The organism is Aquabacterium sp. J223 (assembly GCF_024666615.1).
In the GTDB taxonomy this organism is placed as follows: Bacteria; Pseudomonadota; Gammaproteobacteria; order Burkholderiales; family Burkholderiaceae_C; genus J223.
On sequence record NZ_CP088297.1, the window covers coordinates 1,338,485 to 1,357,858 of the forward strand.

Sequence of the window (19,374 nt, forward strand, 5' to 3'; positions counted from 1 at the left end):
CTCGATGCGCCGCAGCCGCTCTCAGCCCGCATGACCTTCCTGTTCAAGCCCCTCCTGGCCGGCGCCTTGCTGGCCGTCACCGCCGCGGCGCAGGCCGACGCGGTGGACACGCTGCGCGAGTTCGTGCGCGAGGTGAAGAGCGGCCGCGCCGCCTTCACGCAGACGGTGACGTCGCCCGACGGCGCCCGCCGCAAGAGCTCGTCCGGCCAGTTCGAGTTCTCGCGGCCCGACCGCTTCCGCTTCAGCTACGCCAAGCCGTTCGAGCAGAGCATCGTCGCCGACGGCGAAAAGGTCTGGATCTACGACGCCGACCTGAACCAGGCCAGCTCGCGGCGGCTGAGCAGCGCGCTCGGCGCGACGCCGGCGGCGCTGCTGGCCGGCGGTTCGCTCGACAAGGACTTCGTGCTCACCGCCGAAGGGCCGCAGCCCGACGGGCTGGAGTGGGTGTTGGCCAAGCCCCGCACGGCCGACGGCACGCTGCGCGAGCTGCGCATCGGCTTCAAGGGCCGCACGCCGGCCGCGCTCGACATCCTCGACGGCTTCGGCCAGCGCTCGCGCCTGCAGTTCACCGACTTCCAGGCCAACGTCGGCCTGCCGCCGGCCAGCTTCCGCTTCGTGCTGCCCAAGGGCGCCGAGCTGATCGAGCAGTAGCGGCGGCCTCAGCCGGCGCCGGGCTGGCCCAAGCCGGCTGAGCGCCCCCGCCGGGGGTGGTGTCCGGTGCCCCGGGCGCCCGGGGGCTTCATCTCACGCCTTCGCGCAGCCGGAACACCGCGACCGCCTGCACCAGCGCCTGCGCCTGCTGCGACAGGTTGTCCGCCGCCGCGGCGCTGTGCTGCACCAGGCTGGCGTTCTCGCGGGTGCTGCGGTCCATGTCGGTCACCGCCTGGTTGACCTGGCCCAGGCCCTCGCCCTGCGTGCGGCTGGAGTCGCTGATCGCCTGCACGATGCCGCTCACCCGCTCGATGGCCTGCACGATCTCGTGCATGGTGCCGCCGGCCTGGTCGACCAGCGTCGAGCCCTGCTCGACCCGCTCGACGCTGGTGCCGATCAACTGCTTGATCTCGCGGGCCGCCTCCGCCGAGCGCTGCGCCAGCGTGCGCACCTCGCCGGCGACGACGGCGAAGCCGCGGCCCCTGCTCGCCGGCGCGGGCGGCTTCCACCGCCGCGTTCAGCGCCAGGATGTTGGTCTGGAAGGCGATGCCGTCGATGACGCCGGTGATGTCAGCGATGCGGCGCGACGCCTCGCTGATGCCCTGCATGGTCGCCACCACCTCGGACACCACCTGCCCGCCGCGCGCCGCGACCTGGGACGCCGACAGCGCCAGCTGGCGCGCCTGCACCGCGTCGGCCTCGTTGCGCTGCACCGTCTGGTGCAGCTGCGACACCGAGGCGGTGGCCTGCTGGAGCGACGCGGCCTGCGCGTCGGTGCGGTCGCGCAGGGCGCCGTTGCCTTCGGCGATGCCGCTGCTCGAGCGGGCGACGCGCTCGGCGTTCTCGCGCACGCCGTGCACCGCCTGCTGCAGCGACTGCTGCATCTCGTGCAGCGACCGCAGCAGGGCGCCGATCTCGTCGTCGCGCCGGGCGTCCAGCAACACCGTCAGGTCACCGGTGGCGATGCGCCGGCTGGCCTCCACCGCCTGGGCCAGCGGCCGGCCGATGGCGCGGGCCAGGCCCACCGCCAGCACCACGCCGAAGGCCAGCGCGACCAGGCCGCCGGCGGTCATGACGAAGGTGGTCGTCCGGCGCAGGCTGGCCGACTGCTCGGCCAGCGTGTGCTGCAGCGCCTTCTCGGCCTGCTCGATGGCCTTCGCCTCCTCGCGGATGGCATCGGTGGCCTTCTTGTCGCGGCCCTCGGAGAACTGGGCCACCAGCTCCTCGGTGCCGCTCATCAACTGGGTGGCGTCGCGGCGGGCGGCGATGAGCTTGTCCGCCACCTCGGCGAAGGCCGTCGCGGCGTCGGCCAGCCGCTGCAGCCGTTCCAGCTGGGCGGTCTGCCCGGCCAGCGCGGTCTTCGCCTCGTCGAGGTGCTGGGCGTAACGCTGCCGGCCCTGCGTGAACGGCTCCAGGAAGGGCTCCTTGCCGCTGGCCACGAAGCCGCGCAGGCCGGTTTCCATGTTCACCACGTCCAACAGCAGCGCCTGCACCAGCTCGATGCGGCGGCTGGCCGTCTCCCGCTGCTCGTCGGCACGGCCGAGCTGCCCGAAGCTGGTCAGCGCCAGCCCCAGCACCACGGCCATGGTGCCCAGCACCAGGCCGAAGCCGGCGATCAATTGCGTGCCGATCCTGAGTCGGCGCCACGTCGTCAGTCCCATCGAAGGGCCTCCCTGTTCGTTGTCCACCGTTGACGGCGTTTCCCTGCGCCGCTTGAGGCCGCCGGCGGCATTGTCGTGAACTGCGGCACGCGCCACGCGCGGGCTGCCACAATCCCCGCGCGATGGAAGCGCTGTCCCTGCCGTTGGAGGACGACCCGCCGCCGGCCCCTCGGGGGTCGGCCGCCGCTGTGCCGTCGGCGCCGCTGGCCGAACGCCTGCGGCCGCGCACGCTGGACGAGGTGATCGGCCAGCGCCACCTGCTCGGCCCTGGGCGGCCGTTGCGCACGGCCTTCGAATCCGGCCGGCTGCACTCGATGATCCTGTGGGGGCCGCCGGGGGTCGGCAAGACGACGCTGGCGCGGCTGGTGGCCGGTGCCTTCGACGCCCAGTTCATCGCCATCTCGGCGGTGCTGGGCGGCGTCAAGGACATCCGCGACGCGGTGGAGCGGGCGCAGGCGGCGCAGAAGAGCCACCGGTCGACGGTGGTCTTCGTCGACGAGGTGCACCGCTTCAACAAGGCGCAGCAGGACGCCTTCCTGCCGCACGTCGAATCGGGCCTGTTCACCTTCATCGGCGCCACCACCGAGAACCCGTCCTTCGAGGTCAACGCGGCGCTGCTGTCGCGGGCCACGGTGCACGTGCTGCAGGCGCTGGACGAGACCGACATGGCCGAAATGCTGGCCCGCGCGCAGGCGGCGCTCGGCGCGCCGCCGCTGACCGAGGTGGCGCGCGAGCGGCTGGTGCGCTATGCCGACGGCGACGCACGGCGCCTGCTCAACGCCTACGACACCCTGGTCGCGCTGGCACCCGCGGGCACGGTGCTGGACGAGGCGGCGCTGGAGCAGGCGCTGGGCGAGCAGATGCGCCGCTTCGACAAGGGCGGCGACCAGTTCTACGACGCCATCTCGGCGCTGCACAAGTCGGTGCGCGGCTCCGACCCGGACGCGGCCCTGTACTGGTTCGTGCGCATGGTCGACGGCGGCGCCGACCCGCGTTACCTTGCGCGGCGGCTGGTGCGCATGGCCAGCGAGGACATCGGCCTGGCCGACCCGCGCGCGCTGCGCCTGGCGCTGGACGCCGCCGAGACCTACGAGCGCCTCGGCTCGCCCGAAGGCGAGCTGGCGCTGGCGCAGGCGGTGGTCTACCTGGCCGTGGCCGCCAAATCGAACGCGGTGTACGCCGCCTTCAACGAGGCCAAGGCCTTCGTCAAGCGCGACGGCTCGCGGCCGGTGCCCCCGCACCTGCGCAACGCCCCGACGAAACTGATGAAGGACCTCGGCCATGGCGAGGGCTACCGCTACGCGCACAACGAGGCCGGCGGCTTCGCGGCCGGCGAGCGCTACCTGCCCGACGGCCTGGCCCCGGACTTGCACTTCTACCGGCCGGTGGACCGCGGGCTGGAACTGCGCATCGGCGAGCGCCTGGCCGAGCTGCGGCGGCTGAACGCCGAAGCGCAGGCGCCGTCGGGCCACTGACCCTTCAAACCACCGCGATCCCCCAATGGACCTCTTCCTTCAGCAGGTGATCAACGGCCTCGTGCTGGGCAGCATGTACGCGCTCATCGCACTCGGCTACACCATGGTCTACGGCATCGTGAACCTCATCAACTTCGCCCACGGCGAGGTGCTGATGGTCGGGGCGCTGACCAGTTGGACGGTGGTCACGCTGCTGGCCGACAGCGGCCTGCCCGGCCCGGCGCTGCTGCTGGCCGGCCTGCTGGTGGCGATGGTGGTCTGCGGCGCGTTGAACTTCACCATCGAGAAGATCGCCTACCGGCCGCTGCGCAATGCGCCGCGGCTGGCGCCGCTGATCACCGCCATGGGCATGAGCCTGCTGCTGCAGACGCTGGCGATGATTGTCTGGAAGCCCGAGTACAAGTCCTTCCCCATCCTGCTGCCCGACGAGCCGTTCGAGATCGGCGACGCGGTGATCAACCCGACCCAGGTGCTGATCCTCGTGCTGACCGCGCTGGCGCTGGTCACCTTGAGCTGGCTGGTCAACCGCACCTCGCTGGGCCGCGCCATGCGCGCCACCGCCGAGAACCCGCGCGTCGCGGCGCTGATGGGCGTGCGGCCCGACACCGTCATCTCGGCCACCTTCGTCATCGGCGCGGTGCTGGCGGCGCTGGCCGGCGTGATGTGGGCGGCCAACTACGGCTCGGTGCAGCACAGCATGGGCTTCCTGCCCGGGCTCAAGGCCTTCACCGCGGCGGTGTTCGGCGGCATCGGCAACCTGGCCGGGGCGGTGGTGGGCGGTCTGCTGCTGGGCCTCATCGAATCGCTGGGCGCCGGCTACATCGGCCAGCTCACCGGCGGGGTGCTGGGCAGCCACTACCAGGACATCTTCGCCTTCGTCGTGCTCATCCTGGTGCTGACCCTGCGGCCGCAGGGCCTGCTCGGCGAGCGGGTGGCGGACCGGGCCTGAGGGGCGACGACCATGAAGAAGCACGTCCTGCTCGTGGTGGCCGGTGCGCTGTTCCTGCTGCTGCTGCCGCTGGCGCTGCAGCCCCTGGGCAACGCCTGGGTGCGCATCCTCGACATCGCGCTGCTGTACATGCTGCTGGCGCTCGGCCTGAACATCGTCGTCGGCTACGCCGGGCTGCTCGACCTGGGCTACGTCGCCTTCTACGCGGTGGGCGCCTACCTGTTCGGCCTGCTCGCCAGCCCCCACCTGTCGGAGACCTTCGAGGGCTTCAAGGCCGCCTTCCCCAATGGCCTGCACCTGCCGTTCTGGCTGGTCATCCCCATCGGCGCGCTGCTGGCGGGCCTCTTCGGCGTGGTGCTGGGGGCGCCGACGCTGAAGCTGCGCGGCGACTACCTCGCCATCGTGACGCTGGGCTTCGGCGAGATCATCCGCGTCTTCCTGAACAACCTGGAAGCGCCGGTCAACATCACGAACGGGCCGAAGGGCCTGTCGCAGATCGACCCCATCCGCCTGTTCGGGCTCAACCTCGGCCGGCCGCTGGAGATCGGCGGCCACACGCTGGCGTCGGTCACGCTGTACTACTACTTCTTCCTGCTGCTGGTGGTGCTGAGCGTGGTGATCTGCTGGCGGCTGGAGCGCTCGCGCATCGGCCGCGCCTGGATGGCCATCCGCGAGGACGAGGTGGCCGCGAAGGCCATGGGCCTGAACACCCGCAACCTGAAGCTGCTGGCCTTCGGCATGGGCGCCACCTTCGGCGGCGTCTCCGGCGTGCTCTTCGCGTCGTTCCAGGGTTTCGTCTCGCCGGAGTCGTTCTCGCTGCAGGAGTCGATCATGATCGTCGCCATGGTGGTGCTCGGCGGCCTCGGGCACCTGCCGGGCGTCATCCTCGGCGCGCTGCTGCTGGCCGCGCTGCCCGAGGTGCTGCGCTACGTGGCCGGGCCGCTGCAGCAGCTCACCGACGGCCGGCTCGACGCCTCCATCCTGCGCCAGCTGCTGGTGGCGCTGGCGATGATCGGCATCATGCTGCTGCGCCCGCGCGGGCTGTGGCCCTCGCCGGAGCACCGCGGCGGCGCCAGCCCGTTGCCGACCACCATCGACACCGACGACGAGTTGGCCCACGCCGGCGAGGGGCGGCCCCGGTGAGCGCGCCCATGACGCCGCCGGGCGACGTGGTGCTGCGGGTGGCGGGCGTGTCCAAGCGCTTCGGCGGCCTGCAGGCGCTGTCGGAGGTGGGCATGACCATCGAACGCGGCCAGGTCTACGGCCTGATCGGTCCCAACGGCGCGGGCAAGACCACCTTCTTCAACGTCATCACCGGGTTGTACGTGCCCGACGCCGGCCGCTTCGAGCTGGCCGGCCAACCCTACCGCCCGAGCGCGGTGCACAAGGTGGCCCAGGCGGGCATCGCCCGCACCTTCCAGAACATCCGCCTCTTCGCCGAGATGACGGCGCTGGAGAACGTGATGGTCGGCCGCCACGCGCGCAGCCGCTCGGGCCTGGTCGGCGCGGTGCTGCGCACCGCCGGCTTCAGGCGCGAGGAGGCCGAGATCGCCGAACGTGCGCAGGCGCTGCTCGACTACGTCGGCATCGGCCGCTACGCCCATTCGCGGGCGCGCACGCTGAGCTATGGCGACCAGCGCCGGCTGGAGATCGCCCGCGCCCTGGCCACCGAGCCGCAGCTGCTGGCGCTGGACGAACCGGCGGCCGGCATGAACGCCACCGAGAAGGTGGTGCTGCGGCAGCTCATCGAGCGGGTGCGCGCCGACGGCCGCACGGTGCTGCTGATCGAGCACGACGTCAAGCTGGTGATGGGCCTGTGCGACCGGGTGACGGTGCTCGACTACGGCAAGGTCATCGCCGAGGGCAGCCCGGCGCAGGTGCAGCGCGACCCGAAGGTGATCGAGGCCTACCTCGGCGCCCAGGCGGCGCAGGAGGTGCAGTCGGCATGAACAACGCTTCACAGCCGCTGCTGGAGGTGCAGGGCCTGCGCGTGGCCTACGGTGGCATCCAGGCCGTCAAGGGCATCGACTTCGAGGTGCGCGAAGGCGAACTGGTGAGCCTGATCGGCGCCAACGGCGCCGGCAAGACCACCACGCTGAAGGCGCTGACCGCGCTGCTGACGCCGGCCGCCGGCGAACTGCGCTTCATGGGGCGGCCGCTGGCCGGACAGGGGGCCTGGGACCTGGTGCGCCAGGGGCTGGTCATGGTGCCGGAAGGCCGCGGCACCTTCACCCGCATGACCATCGCCGAGAACCTGCAGATGGGCGCCTACGTGCGCCGCGACGCCGACGGCATCCAGGCCGACACCGAGCAGGTGTACGCGCTCTTTCCCCGGCTGGCCGAGCGCCGGACCCAGCTCGCCGGCACCCTGTCCGGCGGCGAGCAGCAGATGCTGGCGATGGGCCGCGCCCTGCTGGCCCGGCCCAAGCTGCTGCTGCTGGACGAACCGTCGATGGGCCTGTCGCCCATCATGGTCGACAAGATCTTCGAGGTCGTGGCCGACATCCACGCCCGCGGCACGACGGTGCTGCTGGTCGAGCAGAACGCCGCGCGGGCGCTGGCCCTGGCCGACCGGGGCTACGTGCTCGACTCGGGCGAGATCGTGATGAGCGGTTCGGGGGGAGCTGCTGGCGGATCCCCGGGTGCGGGCGGCTTATCTCGGGGAGTGATGGGTGGTGCCGGGCGGCCCTTGGGCGCCTGTGCAAGCAAACGAACCACTCAAGGCTTGATGCGGTGCGCCCGCAGCACCGCCGGCGACCGCTTCAACGTCCGCAACACGTCCGCCAGGTGCAGGCGGTCGCGCACGCTCAGCGACAACCGCAGCTCGGCCGTCTCGCCGGCGCGCTCGTCGCCCATGTCGATGTGGGTGATGTCGGCCTCGGCCTGGCTCACCGCCTGCGCCACCCGCGCCAGCACGCCCTTGCCGTTCTTCAGCAGCACCTGCACGCCGGTCTCGAAGGGTCGGGTCAGCTCCTCGGCCCATTCCACCTGCATCCAGTGCTCGCGGTCGCGCTCGAACAGGCGCCGGCCGATGCTGCAGTCGCCGGTGTGCACCATCAGCCCCTCGCCGCGGCCGAGGTAGCCGACGATGTGGTCGCCGGGGATGGGCTTGCAGCAGGGCGCCAGCTGCACCGACGCCCCTTCGCTGCCGTCCACCACCACCAGGCCCTGGCCCTGGTGGGGCACGCCCTCGTCGCTGCCGTACAGGCCCATGGACAGCGTTACCGCGTCCGGCCGCACGCCCTGCTCGACCATCAGCTGGGCCAGCCGCTTGGCGACGATGGTGGCGATCTTGCGGCCGAGGCCGATGTCGATCAGCAGGTCGGCCCGGTTGCGCGCGCCGGCCCAGCGCGAAAGCTGCGCCCACAGCGCCACCGCCGCTTCGTCGCCCGGGTCGGCCGACGGCATGCGCAGCCCTTCGGCGCGCAGCGCCTGGGTCAGCAGCTTCTCGCCCAGCGCCTGCGACTCTTCCTGCTCCAGGTTCTTCAGGTAGTGGCGGATCTTCGAGCGCGCCCGGCCGGTGCGCACGAAGTTGAGCCAGCCCGGGTTGGGCCTGGCCCCGGGCGCGGTGATCACCTCCACCACGTCGCCCGAGCGCAGCTCGGTGCGCAGGCCCACCGGCTCGCCGTTGACCGTCGCCGCCACGCAGTGGTCGCCGACGTCGGAGTGGATGGCGTAGGCGAAGTCCACCGGCGTGGCACCGCGCGGCAGCGCGAGGATCTTGCTCTTCGGCGTGAAGACGTAGACCGCGTCGGGGAAGAGGTCGATCTTCACGTGCTCCAGGAACTCGGTCGCGTCGCGCGTCTCGTCCTGGATGTCGAGCAGGCTCTGCAGCCAGCGCGCGCCCAGCCGCTGCGCCTCGCCGACCTGGTCGCCCTTGCCGTCGACCTTGTACAGCCAGTGCGCGGCGATGCCCTTCTCGGCCACCGCGTGCATCGGCTCGGTGCGGATCTGGAACTCCACCGGGGTGCCGAGCGGGCTGACCAGCGTGGTGTGCAGGCTCTGGTACCCGTTCGCCTTGGGGATGGCGATGTAGTCCTTGAAGCGGCCGGGCACCGGCTTGTAGAGCTGGTGCAGCACGCCGAGCGCGAGGTAGCAGTCGTACAGCTGCGGCACGACGATGCGGAAGCCGAAGATGTCGTTGACCTGCGCGAAGCCGGCGTGCTTTTCCCGCATCTTGCGGTAGATGGAATACAGCGTCTTCTCGCGGCCGGTGACGTCGACCTTCAGCTTGGCGCCGGCGAAGGCCTTGAGCACGTCGCCGCGCACCCGTTCGACGATGTCGCGCCGGTAGCCTCGGGCGCGCTGCAGCGCCTTGGCCAGCGCGGCATGCCGCCAGGGGTTGAGGTGCTCGAAGCTCAGCTCCTGCAGCTCGCGGTAGGTCTGGTTCAGGCCCAGGCGGTGGGCGATCGGTGCGTAGATCTCCAGCGTCTCGCGGGCGATGCGTTGGCGCTTGTTGGCCGCCATGGCGGCCATGGTGCGCATGTTGTGCAGCCGGTCCGCCAGCTTGATGAGGATGACGCGCACGTCGCGCGCCATCGCCAGCAGCATCTTGCGGAAGCTCTCGGCCTGCGACTCCTCGCGGGTGGAGAACTGCAGCTTGTCCAGCTTGGTCAGGCCGTCGACCAGGTCGGCGGTGGCGGTGCCGAAGCGCTCCACCAGCTCGGCCTTGGTGATGCCGCAGTCCTCCATCGCGTCGTGCATCAGCGCGGCCATGATGGCCTGGGCATCGAGCTTCCACTCGGCGCACAGGCCGGCCACCGCGATGGGATGGGTGATGTAGGGCACGCCGCTGGCGCGGAACTGCCCGAGGTGCGCCTCGTCGGCGAACTTGTAGGCCTCGCGCACCCGCTTGATGTCCGCCTTGGACAGGTAGTCCAGCCGCGAGGTGAGGGCGGCGAAGGAAGCGGCGGCCGAGTTGTTCGCGTGGTCGCCCGGTTTGTCCACCGCCGTGCCGGAGCCGCCGAAGCCGGGCAGGCCGGTCAGCGCGGCGGGCAGGTGGTCGACGGCGAAGGAGCGGATGCCCATGGGCTCAATTTAGCCTGAGTTGCCGGTGCGCCGTGCCGGTGGCGTGCAAGCCAGCGTCGGGCGGGCGGCCATCGCCTGCCGGCCTGGGGCGGGGGGCAGACGGAGTGCCCGTCCGCACGCCGGAATGAAAACGGGCGCCCTCAGGCGCCCATGTCGGCGGGGTGACCGGCGGTCAGATCGGCACCTTGCGCAGCATCTCCAGACCGACGTGGCCCTCGGCGATCTCGCGCAGCGCGGTGACGCCCGGCTTGTTCTTCGTCTCCACCTTGGGCGCATGGCCCTGGCTGAGCATGCGGGCGCGGTAGGTGGCGGCGAGCACCAGCTGGAAGCGGTTGGGGATCTTGTCCAGGCAGTCTTCGACGGTGATGCGGGCCATGGTCTTGTTTCTCGCTTGCAGCAGGTGGGTCAGATCAGGTCGAGCGCGGCGAACACCTGGGAACGGGCCTTGCGCTGCGCGGCGTACTTGAGCCGCTGGGAGTGGACGACGGTCTTCAGGTCGAAGAGCGCGGTCTCGAAGAGGGCATTGATGATAACAAAGTCGAAGTGGCGGGCCTGCGCCACCTCCTGGCGGGCGTTGACCATGCGCTGCTCGATCACGTCGGGTGCATCCTCGCCGCGGCGCTGCAGCCGCTGCCGCAGTTCCTCCCAGCTCGGCGGCAGGATGAAGATCAGGATGGCGTCGGGGAACAGCGTCTTGATCTGCACCGCACCCTGCCAGTCGATCTCCAGCACCACGTCCTCGCCGCGGGCGAGCCGGTGCTCGACGCCGGAGCGCGAGGTGCCGTAGAGGTTGCCGTGCACCTCCGCCCACTCGAAGAAGTCGCCGTGGTCGACCATGCGCTGGAAGGTCGGCCGGTCGACGAACCAGTACTCGCGGCCGTGCTGTTCCTGGCCGCGCGGCGGTCGGGTGGTGTGCGAGACCGACACCGCCAGGTGCGAGTCGAGTTCCAGCAGCGCCTTGACCAGGCTGGACTTGCCGGCACCGGACGGCGCCGCGACGACGAAGAGGTTGCCGGGGGTCTGCATCGCAGGACCTGAAGGGTCGGGGCCGCAGCGCGGCGGGCAGGGCCGCCGGGGCGGCGGTCGGGCAGTCTAGCAGTGGCCGGCGGGCCTCCGCTGCCCACTCCGTCGCATTGCACGCGGCGGCGACGGGCGGTGCGTTAGGCTGCCGACCCTCATGCCGCGCCGCCCGCCGTCCCCACCGTCACCGCGTCCGTCGCCGCTGCCCGGCGTCACCCTGTCCGAGCACGACGGCGTGCGCCACCTGCACCTGGACAGCCCGTGGATCCAGGGCTCCATGGCGGTGGCCGACCCGAACGGCCTCCACCTCGAATACGTGCAGCGCATGATGGTCTGGCTGCTGTTCACCGGCCTGGAAGGCCTGTCGCAGCGGCATGCGATGCAGTTGGGCCTGGGCGCCGCGGCGATCACCAAGTTTTGCCTGCGCCGGCTGCGCATGACGACCACGGCGGTGGAACTCAACCCGCAGGTCATCGCCGCCTGCCGCACCTGGTTCCGGCTGCCGCCCGACGACGCGCGGCTGACGGTGCTGCAGGCCGATGCGGCCGACGTGGTCGCCGACCCGGCGCGCGCCGGCAGCGTCGACGTGCTCTGCGTCGACCTCTACGACCGCGATGCCGCCGCGCCGGTGCTGGACGACGCCGCCTTCTACGCCGGTTGCCGTCGGCTGCTTGCCGATGGCGGGGTGATGACCGTCAACCTCTTCGGCCGCCACGCCAGCTTCGAGGCCAGCGCCGAGCGGGTGGTGGCCGCCTTCGGCCGCGACCAGGTCTGGTCGCTGCGGCCGACGCGGGAGGGCAACACCGTGCTGGTCGGTGCGGCGGGCGTGACGGTGCCCGACCGAGACACCCTCACCGCCCGCGCCGCGGCCATCGAACGGCGCTGCGGCCTGCCTGCGCGCAAGTGGCTGCGCATGGTGCGGCCGGTGTGACGGCCGGGCGCAGCGCGGGTCGCAGCCGCGCCCGCTTGGGCGGGCGGCTGCTGGGCCGGTCAGCGGCCCTGGCGGCGCCGGGCGGCCAGGCCCATCACGCCCAGGCCGCCGAGCAGCAGGGCATAGGTCTCCGGCTCGGGAATGGCCGTGGTGATGATCGTCACGTCGTCGATCTTCACCGCGGCGCCTGGTGCGCTGGCGAAGGCCAGCGTGTAGTCGCCGGCGGGCAGCAGGGTCAGCGTCGCGTTGATGAAGGCATCGTCCCCGTTGCCGGCGGGGCCGGGGTTGTTGACGAGGAAGGAGAAGGCGTCGCCCGGGGTGTCGGGCAGCACGGCGGTCCCGATGCTCACCAGCGCCACCGCGCCGCTGAGGTCGCCGGGCACCGAGTACCAGAAGCTCAGCTCCAGCGACGACAGGGGGGTGCTGGCGTTGAAGGTGTAGGTGGCCAGTGGTGCGACGAACAGCGGTGGGACGTCGATGACGAGCAGATAGTCGTCTCCCGAGTCGGGAATGAGCGCCCCGCCGGTGAAGGACGACCCCCCGTTGAAGTCCTCGAAGTAGGTGGTCACCGGGCCCACCGTGTTGACCACCACCGTGGCGTGTGCAGCGCCACAGGCCAGCAGGGCGGCCGCGACGATCGAATGGAGCTTCATGGCAAGCCCTCCCCCTGAGGTTCTGTTGGAATGACGATCAGCCCGGCGGCGCCAGCCGCGCGTTCGGCACGGCAGCTTACGAAACGAATTGGCACGGGCAAAGGGGGCGAACGGTGTCCCCCCTTGTTTCAGGTGTGCCGTGAGGGGGGCTGCGGCGGCCCATTTCCGCGCATTGCCGGGTCGGGGAGGGCGCTAGCATCGCCGGCATGCCCTCCGTCTCTGCCGCCGCGCCCGCGGTTGCGCCCCCGGCCCCGGCCCACAAACCGCGTCGCCCCCCATCCCCGGGGACGGCTGGATTGGCGAGCGCTGCTGCAGGGCCTGCTCGACGACGGGGTGATCAGCGCCGACGACGCCGACCGGGTGACGCGCCGCTTCGGCGCCGGCGATTCGCGCCAGCACCCGCTGGTGCGGCTGGGCCAGGCCGGCCTGACGCAGCAGGGCAGCGGCCGGGCACTGGACACCGAGGCGCTGACCGAATGGCTGGCGCGCTGGGCGGGGCTGCCCTACCTGCGCATCGACCCCCCTCAAGCTGGACGTCGGCCGGGTGGCCGAGGTGATGTCGGTGCAGTACGCGGAAGCCCGCCACGTGCTGCCGGTGCTGGTCGGCCCGACCGAGGTCACGCTGGCCACCAGCGAGCCCTTCGACCTGGGCTGGCTGCCGGAGATCGAGGCCCACACCCGCAAGGCGCTGAAGCTGGTGGTCGCCAGCCCGCTGGAGCTGCAGCGCTACACCACCGAGTTCTACACGCTGGCCCGCTCGGTGCGTGCGGCGCAGAAGAACGGCGAGAGCTCCGGCCTCGCCAGCTTCGAGCAGCTGGTCGAACTGGGCCGGTCCAACAAGCAGCTCGACGCCAACGACCAGGGCGTGGTGCAGGTGGTCGACTGGCTGTGGCAGTACGCCTTCGACCAGCGGGCCAGCGACATCCACCTGGAGCCGCGGCGGGAGCTCGGCGTCATCCGCTTCCGCATCGACGGCGTGCTGCACACCGTCTACCAGGTGCCGCTGCAGGTGATGAACGCGATGACCGCGCGCATCAAGCTGCTCGGCCGCATGGACGTGGTGGAGAAGCGCCGGCCGCTGGACGGCCGCATCAAGACCCGCCGCCCCGACCTGGCCGGGCAGCCCGGCGGCGAGGTGGAGATGCGCCTGGCCACGCTGCCCACCGCCTTCGGCGAGAAGATGGTGATGCGCATCTTCGACCCCGACACCGTGGTCAAGAGCACCGACGCGTTGGGCTTCTCCAGCCATGATGCCCAGCGCTGGGGCGAGCTGATCGCACGCCCGCACGGCATCATCCTGGTCACCGGCCCCACCGGCTCCGGCAAGACCACCACCCTGTACGCCACGCTCAAGCGCCTGGCCACCGACGAGGTCAACGTCTGCACCATCGAGGACCCGATCGAGATGGTGGAGCCGGCGCTGAACCAGACGCAGGTGCAGCCGGCGCTGGACTTCAATTTCGCCGAGGGCCTGCGCGCGCTCATGCGGCAGGACCCGGACATCATCATGGTCGGCGAGATCCGCGACCTGGCCACGGCGGAGATGGCCATCCAGGCGGCGCTCACCGGCCACCTGGTGTTCTCCACCCTGCACACCAACGACGCGGCCTCGGCCATCACCCGCCTGGCCGACCTGGGCGTGCCGCCCTACCTGATCGGCGCCACCGTCAACGGGGTGCTGGCGCAGCGGCTGGCGCGCACGCTCTGTCCGGCCTGCAAGGCGCGCGACGACGGCACCCCCCGCGAGGCGCTGGACGAGGTGGTCAAGCCCTGGCGGTTGAAGGGGGGCGTGCGGCCGTACAAGCCGGTGGGCTGCCTGGAGTGCCGGCACACCGGCTACCGCGGCCGCGCCGGGCTGTACGAGCTGATGTGCCTGACCGACGCCGCCCGTCGCCACATCCATCCGCGCATGGACGTCGACGCCCTGCGCCGCCAGGCGGTGGCCGACGGCATGCACCCGCTGCGCCTGGCGGGCGCCATGAAGGTCGCCGAGGGGCTGACCACGCTGGAGGAGGTGCTGCGCACCACCCCGGCGTGGGAGTCCTGACCCGCCCCCGCCGATGGACCACATCGACACGCTCGTGATCGGCGCCGGCGTGGTCGGCCTGGCCTGCGCGCGCAGCCTGGCCCGGGCCGGCCGCGAGGTGGTCGTCGTCGAGCGCGAGACCGCCTTCGGCACCGGCGCCAGCGCGCGCAACAGCGAGGTGATCCACGCCGGGCTGTACTACGCCACCGGGTCGAACAAGGCGCGGCTGTGCGTGGCGGGGCGCGATGCGCTGTACGCCTTCTGCGCCGAGCGGGGCATCGCGCACCGGCGCTGCGGCAAGCTCATCGTGGCGGTGGACGAAGGGCAACTGCCGGCGCTGGCGGCGCTGCACGCCACCGCCCATGCCAACGGCGTGGTCGACGTGCAGCGGCTGTCCGCCGAACAGGCGAGGGCGATGGAGCCGGAACTCCACTGCGTGGCCGGGCTCTGGTCGCCGTCCACCGGCATCGTCGACAGCCACGGCCTGATGCTGTCGTTGCTGGCCGATGCGCAGGCGCACGGCGCCGTGCTGGCGCTGGACGGCGAGGTGCAGCGGCTGACCGCGCTGCCCGGCGGCGGCTTCGAAGTCGAGGTCGCCGGCGACCCGGCCATGACGCTGCAGGCGCAACGGGTGGTCAACGCCGGCGGCCTCTTCGCACCGGAGATCGCCGCCCGCACGCAGGGCCTGGGGGCCGAGCACGTGCCCACGCCCGGCTGGTGCAAGGGCAGCTATTTCTCGCTGGCCGGCCGCTCGCCGTTCTCGCGGCTGGTCTACCCCATGCACAGCGGCGCCTGGCTCGGCGTGCACCTCACGCTGGACCTGCAGGGCCAGGCCCGTTTCGGCCCGGATGCCGAATGGCTGCCCGACGACACCGATCCGCGCACCATCGACTACCGGGTCGACCCGCAGCGGGCCGAGGTGTTCTACGGTGCCATCCGTCGCTGGTGGCCGGGCCTGCCCGACGGGGCGCTGCAGCCGGCCTACGCCGGCGTGCGGCCGAAGATCCACCGCCGGCACGAACCGGCGCCGGACTTCCGGCTCGACGGTCCGCAGCGGCATGGCCTGCCGGGGCTGGTCAACCTGCTCGGCATCGAGTCGCCCGGCCTCACCGCGTCGCTGGCCATCGGCGACCAGGTCGCCGCGCTGCTGGCCTGAGGTTCTAGGCGGCCGCTGGAGGCGCCGTCTCACCCTTCGGCGCATAGGGCCCGATCTTCAGCAGCCGCATCGCGTTGTCCTTCTGGATCAGCGGCTTGACCTCCGGCCTGAAGCCCGCTTCCTCGTAGTCCTTCATCCACCGGTCGGGCGTGATGAGCGGGAAGTCGCTGCCGAAGAGCATGCGGTCCTTGAGCAGCGTGTTGGCGTATTGGATGAGCTGCGCCGGAAAATACTTCGGGCTCCAGCCCGACAGGTCGATCCAGATGTTCGGCTTGTGCATGGCCAGCGAGATCGCCTCGTCCTGCCACGGCCAGCTCGGGTGGGCGACCACGATCTGCATGTCGGGGAAGGCGATGGCCACGTCCTCCAGCAGCATCGGGTTGCTGTTCTGCAGCCGCAGGCCGCCGCCGCAGCGCATGCCCGAGCCGATGCCCGAATGGCCGCTGTGGAAGATGGCCGGCAACTGGTACTCGGCAATCACCTCGTAGAGTGGCCAGGCCATCTTGTCGGCCGGCTCGAACCCCTGCACCGTGGGGTGGAACTTGAAGCCCTTGACGCCGTGTTCCTCGATCAGCCGCCGCACCTCGCGTGCGCCCATCTTCCCCTTGTGCGGGTCGACGCTGCCGAAGGCGATCATGATGTCCGGGTTCTTCTGCGCCGCCTCGGCGATCTCCTCGTTGGGGATGCGGCGCCGGCCGAGCTGGGCCTCGGCGTCGACGCTGAACATCACGAAGCCGACCTTGCGCTCGCGGTAGTAGGCCAGCGTCTCGTCCATCGTCGGACGGCGGCTGGAGCGGAAGTACTTGTCCGCCGCGCGGTCGTACTCCTCGCCGTAGCTGTCGAAGGGGTTCCAGCACGACACCTCCAGGTGGGTGTGGGTGTCGATGGCGATCAGGTCGTCGGTGTTCAAGGCGGTCCCCTGCGGGCGGTGCTGATGGTTGAATTATTGAAGCATTACGACCGCTTGGCGAGCCCGCGCGACGCGTGATCGCGCCCGGCCATGGATCGTGAAAGCGACAACACGTGCAAAGGATTGGAGGTCGCGGAGCGGGCAGGCGACAGCGGGTAATCCCGTATGTCGCAGGCCTGGCAACTGATTAGAGTATTTAAGTAATTTCCCGAGGCCCGCCATGCCCACATCTCCTGCCGATTCCTTTGTCCCCGTGGACGGCCTGCTCGGCACACTGCCCCTGGTGGCGGTGTCGGTCGACGGCCCGGTGCTGCAGCTGCGCCTGAACCGCCCGGCCAAGCGCAACGCGATCAACGACGACCTGATCAAGCAGGTCCACACCGTCTTCATCAACCTGCCGAAGGAGGTGCGGGCGGTGGTGCTCAGCGGCGCCGGCGACCACTTCTGCGCCGGGCTGGACCTGTCGGAGCTGGCCGAGCGCAGCGCGATCGAAGGCGCGCTGCACTCGCGCACCTGGCATGCGTGTTTCGACGACATCCAGTACGGCCGCGTGCCGGTGGTGGCGGCGCTGCACGGCGCGGTGGTCGGCGGCGGGCTGGAGATCGCCTCGGCCTGCCACATCCGCGTGGCGGACGACTCGGCCTACTTCGGGTTTCCCGAGGGGCAGCGCGGCATCTTCGTCGGCGGCGGCGGCTCGGTGCGCGTGCCGCGGCTGATGGGCGCCGCCCGCATGGCCGACATGATGCTCACCGGCCGCGTGCTCAACGCCGACGAGGGCGAGCGGGTGGGCCTGTGCACCTACCGGGTGCCGGCAGGTGGTGCGGTGGACAAGGCGGTGGAATTGGCGCGCCGGATCGCGCAGAACGCGCCGCTGTCCACCTTCGCGGTGATGCAGGCGCTGCCCCGCATCGCCGACCTGCCGCCGGCGGAGGGCCTGTTCCTCGAATCGTTGATGGCCGGCATGGCGCAGGGGGACGACGCGGCCAAGGAGCGCCTGCGCGCCTTCCTGTCGGGCAAGGCGGGCAAGGTGAAGCCGGAGGGCGCGTGATGGCCGCCGGGAACTACAGGGCGGCCAGCATCGGCGGCTGCCTGGAGGCGGTGCTGGAGCCGCGGGCGGACGGCAGCGCGGTGCTGCGCTCCACCGAGTCCCTGCAGCCCTATCCCCGGCGCCTGACCGACCGGCTCGAGCACTGGGCCGCCGAGGCACCCGAGCGCACGCTGGCGGCCAAGCGGGTGGCCGGCGGCGACTGGCGGCGCATCTCCTTCGCCGAGATGCTCGACCGCGTGCAGCGCGTCGGCCAGGCGCTGGCCGCCCGTGGCCTGTCGCCCGAGCGGCCGGTGGCCATCCTGTCGGACAACGACCTCGAGCACCTGACGCTGGCGCTGGCCTGCATGTGGGTGGGGGTGCCGTTCGCGCCGGTCTCGCCGGCGTACTCGCTGGTGTCGCAGGACTACGGCAAGCTGCGTCACATCCTGGGCGTCATCACCCCCGGGCTGGTGTTCGCCTCGCACGCCGGCCCCTTCGCGAAGGCGATCGAGGCGGTGGTGCCGGCCGACGTGGAGCTGGTGTTCACCGAAGGCGCGATCGCCGGCCGCCGCTGCACGTCGTTCGACGCGCTGCTCGCCACCGTGCCCGGGGCCGAGGGCGCGGCCGCGCACGACCAGGTCGGCCCGGACACCATCGCCAAGTTCCTCTTCACCTCCGGCTCGACGAAGAACCCCAAGGGCGTGGTCAACACCCAGCGCATGCTGTGTTCCAACCAGCAGATGACGGCGCAGTGCATGAAGGTGCTCACCGAAGAGCCGCCGGTGCTGGTCGACTGGCTGCCCTGGAACCACACCTTCGGCGGCAACCAGAACGTCGGGCTGGTGGTCTACCACGGCGGCACGCTGTACATCGACGAGGGCAAGCCCACCGCCGCCGGCATCGCCGAGACGCTGCGCAACCTGCGCGAGATCTCCCCCACCATCTACTTCAACGTGCCCAAGGGGCTGGACGAGATCGCCAGCGCCATGGAGCACGACGACGTGCTGCGCGAGCGCTTCTTCGCCCGCGTCAAGGCCTTCATGTTCGCCGGCGCCGGCCTGTCGCAGGCCACCTGGGACCGGCTCGACCGGCTGGCCGAAACCACCATCGGCGAGCGCGTCAGCGTCTTCACCGGCCTGGGCATGACGGAGACCGCGCCGTCCTGCACCTTCGCGCTGACGCCGGACGTGCAGTCCGGCCACGTCGACCTGCCGGCGCCGGGGGTCGAGGTCAAGCTGGTGCCCGACGGCCTGGGCGAGCATGGCAAGACCGAGGTGCGCTTCCGCGGCCCCAACGTCATGCCCGGCTACTGGCGTGCGCCCGAGCAGACCGCCGAAGCCTTCGACGAGGAGGGCTTCTACCGCACCGGCGACGCGGTGAAGTGGATCGACCCGGCGAACCCTGGCAAGGGCCTGATGTTCGACGGCCGCATCGCCGAGGACTTCAAGCTCGGCACCGGCACCTTCGTCAGCGTCGGCCCGCTGCGCGCGCGCGCGGCGCTGGAAGGGGCGCCGCTGGTGCAGGACTCGGTGGCCACCGGCCTCAACCGCGGCGAAGTCGGCCTGCTGGTCTTCCCGCGTCCCGACGAATGCCGTGCGCTGGCCGGCGTCGACCGGTCGATGCCGATGGCGGAGGTGCTGCGGCAGCCGCCGGTGCGTGCGTTCTTCCAGGGACTGGTCGACCGGTTGTGGGCCGCGGGCACCGGCAGTGCCAACCGGGTGGCCCGGTTGCATGTCATGCTGGAGCCGCCGCAGATCGACCGCGGCGAGATCACCGACAAGGGCTCGATCAACCAGCGCGCGGTGCTCGCTTGCCGCGCCGACCTGGTGAACGCCCTGTACGACGCCCCCGACACGCTGGACGTTTTCTTCCCAGGGCGCTGACCGG

15 protein-coding genes and 2 pseudogenes are annotated in these 19,374 nt (G+C 71.4%); 11 read left to right on the plus strand and 6 right to left on the minus strand.

Annotated elements, in window-relative coordinates:
- The first annotated feature begins 30 nt into the window (after window positions 1-30).
- Window positions 31-651 (plus strand): outer membrane lipoprotein periplasmic chaperone LolA, encoded by a 621-nt coding sequence (gene lolA / locus LRS07_RS06450; RefSeq protein WP_260501138.1) that lies wholly within the window; start codon window positions 31-33, stop codon window positions 649-651.
- A gap of 8 nt (window positions 652-659) precedes the next feature.
- Here the strand turns inward: lolA and LRS07_RS06455 are convergent, their stop codons facing one another.
- A complete protein-coding gene (locus LRS07_RS06455) occupies window positions 660-2,312 on the minus strand; it encodes a methyl-accepting chemotaxis protein (protein ID WP_260501139.1) in 1,653 nt (550 codons plus the stop codon).
- Between the two features lie 122 nt (window positions 2,313-2,434).
- Between LRS07_RS06455 and LRS07_RS06460 the strand changes: the two genes are divergently transcribed.
- The 5 genes and pseudogenes from LRS07_RS06460 (at window position 2,435) to LRS07_RS06480 (ending at window position 7,405) form a co-directional block, all read left to right on the plus strand.
- Entirely contained in the window at window positions 2,435-3,787 is a 1,353-nt protein-coding gene (locus tag LRS07_RS06460) for a replication-associated recombination protein A (protein WP_260501140.1), read from the plus strand.
- A 25-nt stretch (window positions 3,788-3,812) separates the two neighbouring features.
- Window positions 3,813-4,736, plus strand: coding sequence for a branched-chain amino acid ABC transporter permease (locus LRS07_RS06465; RefSeq protein ID WP_260501141.1), 924 nt, complete (start codon window positions 3,813-3,815; stop codon window positions 4,734-4,736).
- Between the two features lie 12 nt (window positions 4,737-4,748).
- The gene (locus LRS07_RS06470; protein ID WP_260501142.1) at window positions 4,749-5,879 is read left to right on the plus strand and encodes a branched-chain amino acid ABC transporter permease; all 1,131 of its coding nucleotides are present in this window, start codon (window positions 4,749-4,751) and stop codon (window positions 5,877-5,879) included.
- Between the two features lie 8 nt (window positions 5,880-5,887).
- Window positions 5,888-6,685, plus strand: coding sequence for an ABC transporter ATP-binding protein (locus LRS07_RS06475; protein ID WP_260501143.1), 798 nt, complete (start codon window positions 5,888-5,890; stop codon window positions 6,683-6,685).
- Window positions 6,682-7,405 (plus strand): annotated as a pseudogene (locus tag LRS07_RS06480) (ABC transporter ATP-binding protein). The gene LRS07_RS06475 and the pseudogene LRS07_RS06480 overlap by 4 nt, the downstream one beginning before the upstream one ends.
- Window positions 7,406-7,454: 49 nt before the next feature.
- Here LRS07_RS06480 and LRS07_RS06485 read toward each other — a convergent pair.
- The 3 genes from LRS07_RS06485 to gmk all read right to left on the minus strand — a co-directional run bounded on the left by LRS07_RS06485 (window position 7,455) and on the right by gmk (window position 10,790).
- Window positions 7,455-9,764 (minus strand): RelA/SpoT family protein, encoded by a 2,310-nt coding sequence (locus tag LRS07_RS06485; RefSeq protein WP_260501144.1) that lies wholly within the window; start codon window positions 9,762-9,764, stop codon window positions 7,455-7,457.
- A 172-nt stretch (window positions 9,765-9,936) separates the two neighbouring features.
- Entirely contained in the window at window positions 9,937-10,140 is a 204-nt protein-coding gene (rpoZ, locus tag LRS07_RS06490) for a DNA-directed RNA polymerase subunit omega (protein WP_260501145.1), read from the minus strand.
- Window positions 10,141-10,169: 29 nt separating this feature from the next.
- Window positions 10,170-10,790 (minus strand): guanylate kinase, encoded by a 621-nt coding sequence (gmk, locus tag LRS07_RS06495; protein WP_260501146.1) that lies wholly within the window; start codon window positions 10,788-10,790, stop codon window positions 10,170-10,172.
- Window positions 10,791-10,941: 151 nt separating this feature from the next.
- On the opposite strand from gmk, the gene LRS07_RS06500 reads away from it, so the two are divergent.
- Entirely contained in the window at window positions 10,942-11,715 is a 774-nt protein-coding gene (locus LRS07_RS06500; protein WP_260501147.1) for a methyltransferase domain-containing protein, read from the plus strand.
- 59 nt (window positions 11,716-11,774) lie between these two features.
- Here the strand turns inward: LRS07_RS06500 and LRS07_RS06505 are convergent, their stop codons facing one another.
- A complete protein-coding gene (locus tag LRS07_RS06505) occupies window positions 11,775-12,368 on the minus strand; it encodes a PEP-CTERM sorting domain-containing protein (protein ID WP_260501148.1) in 594 nt (197 codons plus the stop codon).
- Between the two features lie 237 nt (window positions 12,369-12,605).
- Between LRS07_RS06505 and LRS07_RS06510 the strand changes: the two are divergent.
- A pseudogene (locus LRS07_RS06510) lies at window positions 12,606-14,415 on the plus strand (GspE/PulE family protein).
- Window positions 14,416-14,428: 13 nt separating this feature from the next.
- Window positions 14,429-15,550 (plus strand): NAD(P)/FAD-dependent oxidoreductase, encoded by a 1,122-nt coding sequence (locus LRS07_RS06515; RefSeq protein WP_260501149.1) that lies wholly within the window; start codon window positions 14,429-14,431, stop codon window positions 15,548-15,550.
- 4 nt (window positions 15,551-15,554) lie between these two features.
- Here the strand turns inward: LRS07_RS06515 and LRS07_RS06520 are convergent, their stop codons facing one another.
- Window positions 15,555-16,460 (minus strand): amidohydrolase family protein, encoded by a 906-nt coding sequence (locus LRS07_RS06520; RefSeq protein WP_260501150.1) that lies wholly within the window; start codon window positions 16,458-16,460, stop codon window positions 15,555-15,557.
- A gap of 220 nt (window positions 16,461-16,680) precedes the next feature.
- On the opposite strand from LRS07_RS06520, the gene LRS07_RS06525 reads away from it, so the two are divergent.
- Both LRS07_RS06525 and LRS07_RS06530 read left to right on the plus strand, forming a co-directional pair.
- Window positions 16,681-17,508: a crotonase/enoyl-CoA hydratase family protein gene (locus LRS07_RS06525; protein WP_260501151.1), complete on the plus strand. Its 828-nt coding sequence runs from the start codon at window positions 16,681-16,683 to the stop codon at window positions 17,506-17,508.
- Window positions 17,508-19,370: a feruloyl-CoA synthase gene (locus tag LRS07_RS06530; protein WP_260501152.1), complete on the plus strand. Its 1,863-nt coding sequence runs from the start codon at window positions 17,508-17,510 to the stop codon at window positions 19,368-19,370. Before LRS07_RS06525 ends, LRS07_RS06530 begins: the two co-directional genes overlap by 1 nt.
- Window positions 19,371-19,374: the final 4 nt, after the last annotated feature.

Bases quoted from the DNA above. Each gene is read 5' to 3' on its own strand.
- lolA (WP_260501138.1), top strand. From the start codon at position 31: ATGACCTTCCTGTTCAAGCCCCTCCTGGCCGGCGCCTTGCTGGCCGTC.
- LRS07_RS06455 (WP_260501139.1), bottom strand. From the start codon at position 2,312: ATGGGACTGACGACGTGGCGCCGACTCAGGATCGGCACGCAATTGATC.
- LRS07_RS06460 (WP_260501140.1), top strand. From the start codon at position 2,435: ATGGAAGCGCTGTCCCTGCCGTTGGAGGACGACCCGCCGCCGGCCCCT.
- LRS07_RS06465 (WP_260501141.1), top strand. From the start codon at position 3,813: ATGGACCTCTTCCTTCAGCAGGTGATCAACGGCCTCGTGCTGGGCAGC.
- LRS07_RS06470 (WP_260501142.1), top strand. From the start codon at position 4,749: ATGAAGAAGCACGTCCTGCTCGTGGTGGCCGGTGCGCTGTTCCTGCTG.
- LRS07_RS06475 (WP_260501143.1), top strand. From the start codon at position 5,888: ATGACGCCGCCGGGCGACGTGGTGCTGCGGGTGGCGGGCGTGTCCAAG.
- LRS07_RS06485 (WP_260501144.1), bottom strand. From the start codon at position 9,764: ATGGGCATCCGCTCCTTCGCCGTCGACCACCTGCCCGCCGCGCTGACC.
- rpoZ (WP_260501145.1), bottom strand. From the start codon at position 10,140: ATGGCCCGCATCACCGTCGAAGACTGCCTGGACAAGATCCCCAACCGC.
- gmk (WP_260501146.1), bottom strand. From the start codon at position 10,790: ATGCAGACCCCCGGCAACCTCTTCGTCGTCGCGGCGCCGTCCGGTGCC.
- LRS07_RS06500 (WP_260501147.1), top strand. From the start codon at position 10,942: ATGCCGCGCCGCCCGCCGTCCCCACCGTCACCGCGTCCGTCGCCGCTG.
- LRS07_RS06505 (WP_260501148.1), bottom strand. From the start codon at position 12,368: ATGAAGCTCCATTCGATCGTCGCGGCCGCCCTGCTGGCCTGTGGCGCT.
- LRS07_RS06515 (WP_260501149.1), top strand. From the start codon at position 14,429: ATGGACCACATCGACACGCTCGTGATCGGCGCCGGCGTGGTCGGCCTG.
- LRS07_RS06525 (WP_260501151.1), top strand. From the start codon at position 16,681: ATGCCCACATCTCCTGCCGATTCCTTTGTCCCCGTGGACGGCCTGCTC.
- LRS07_RS06530 (WP_260501152.1), top strand. From the start codon at position 17,508: ATGGCCGCCGGGAACTACAGGGCGGCCAGCATCGGCGGCTGCCTGGAG.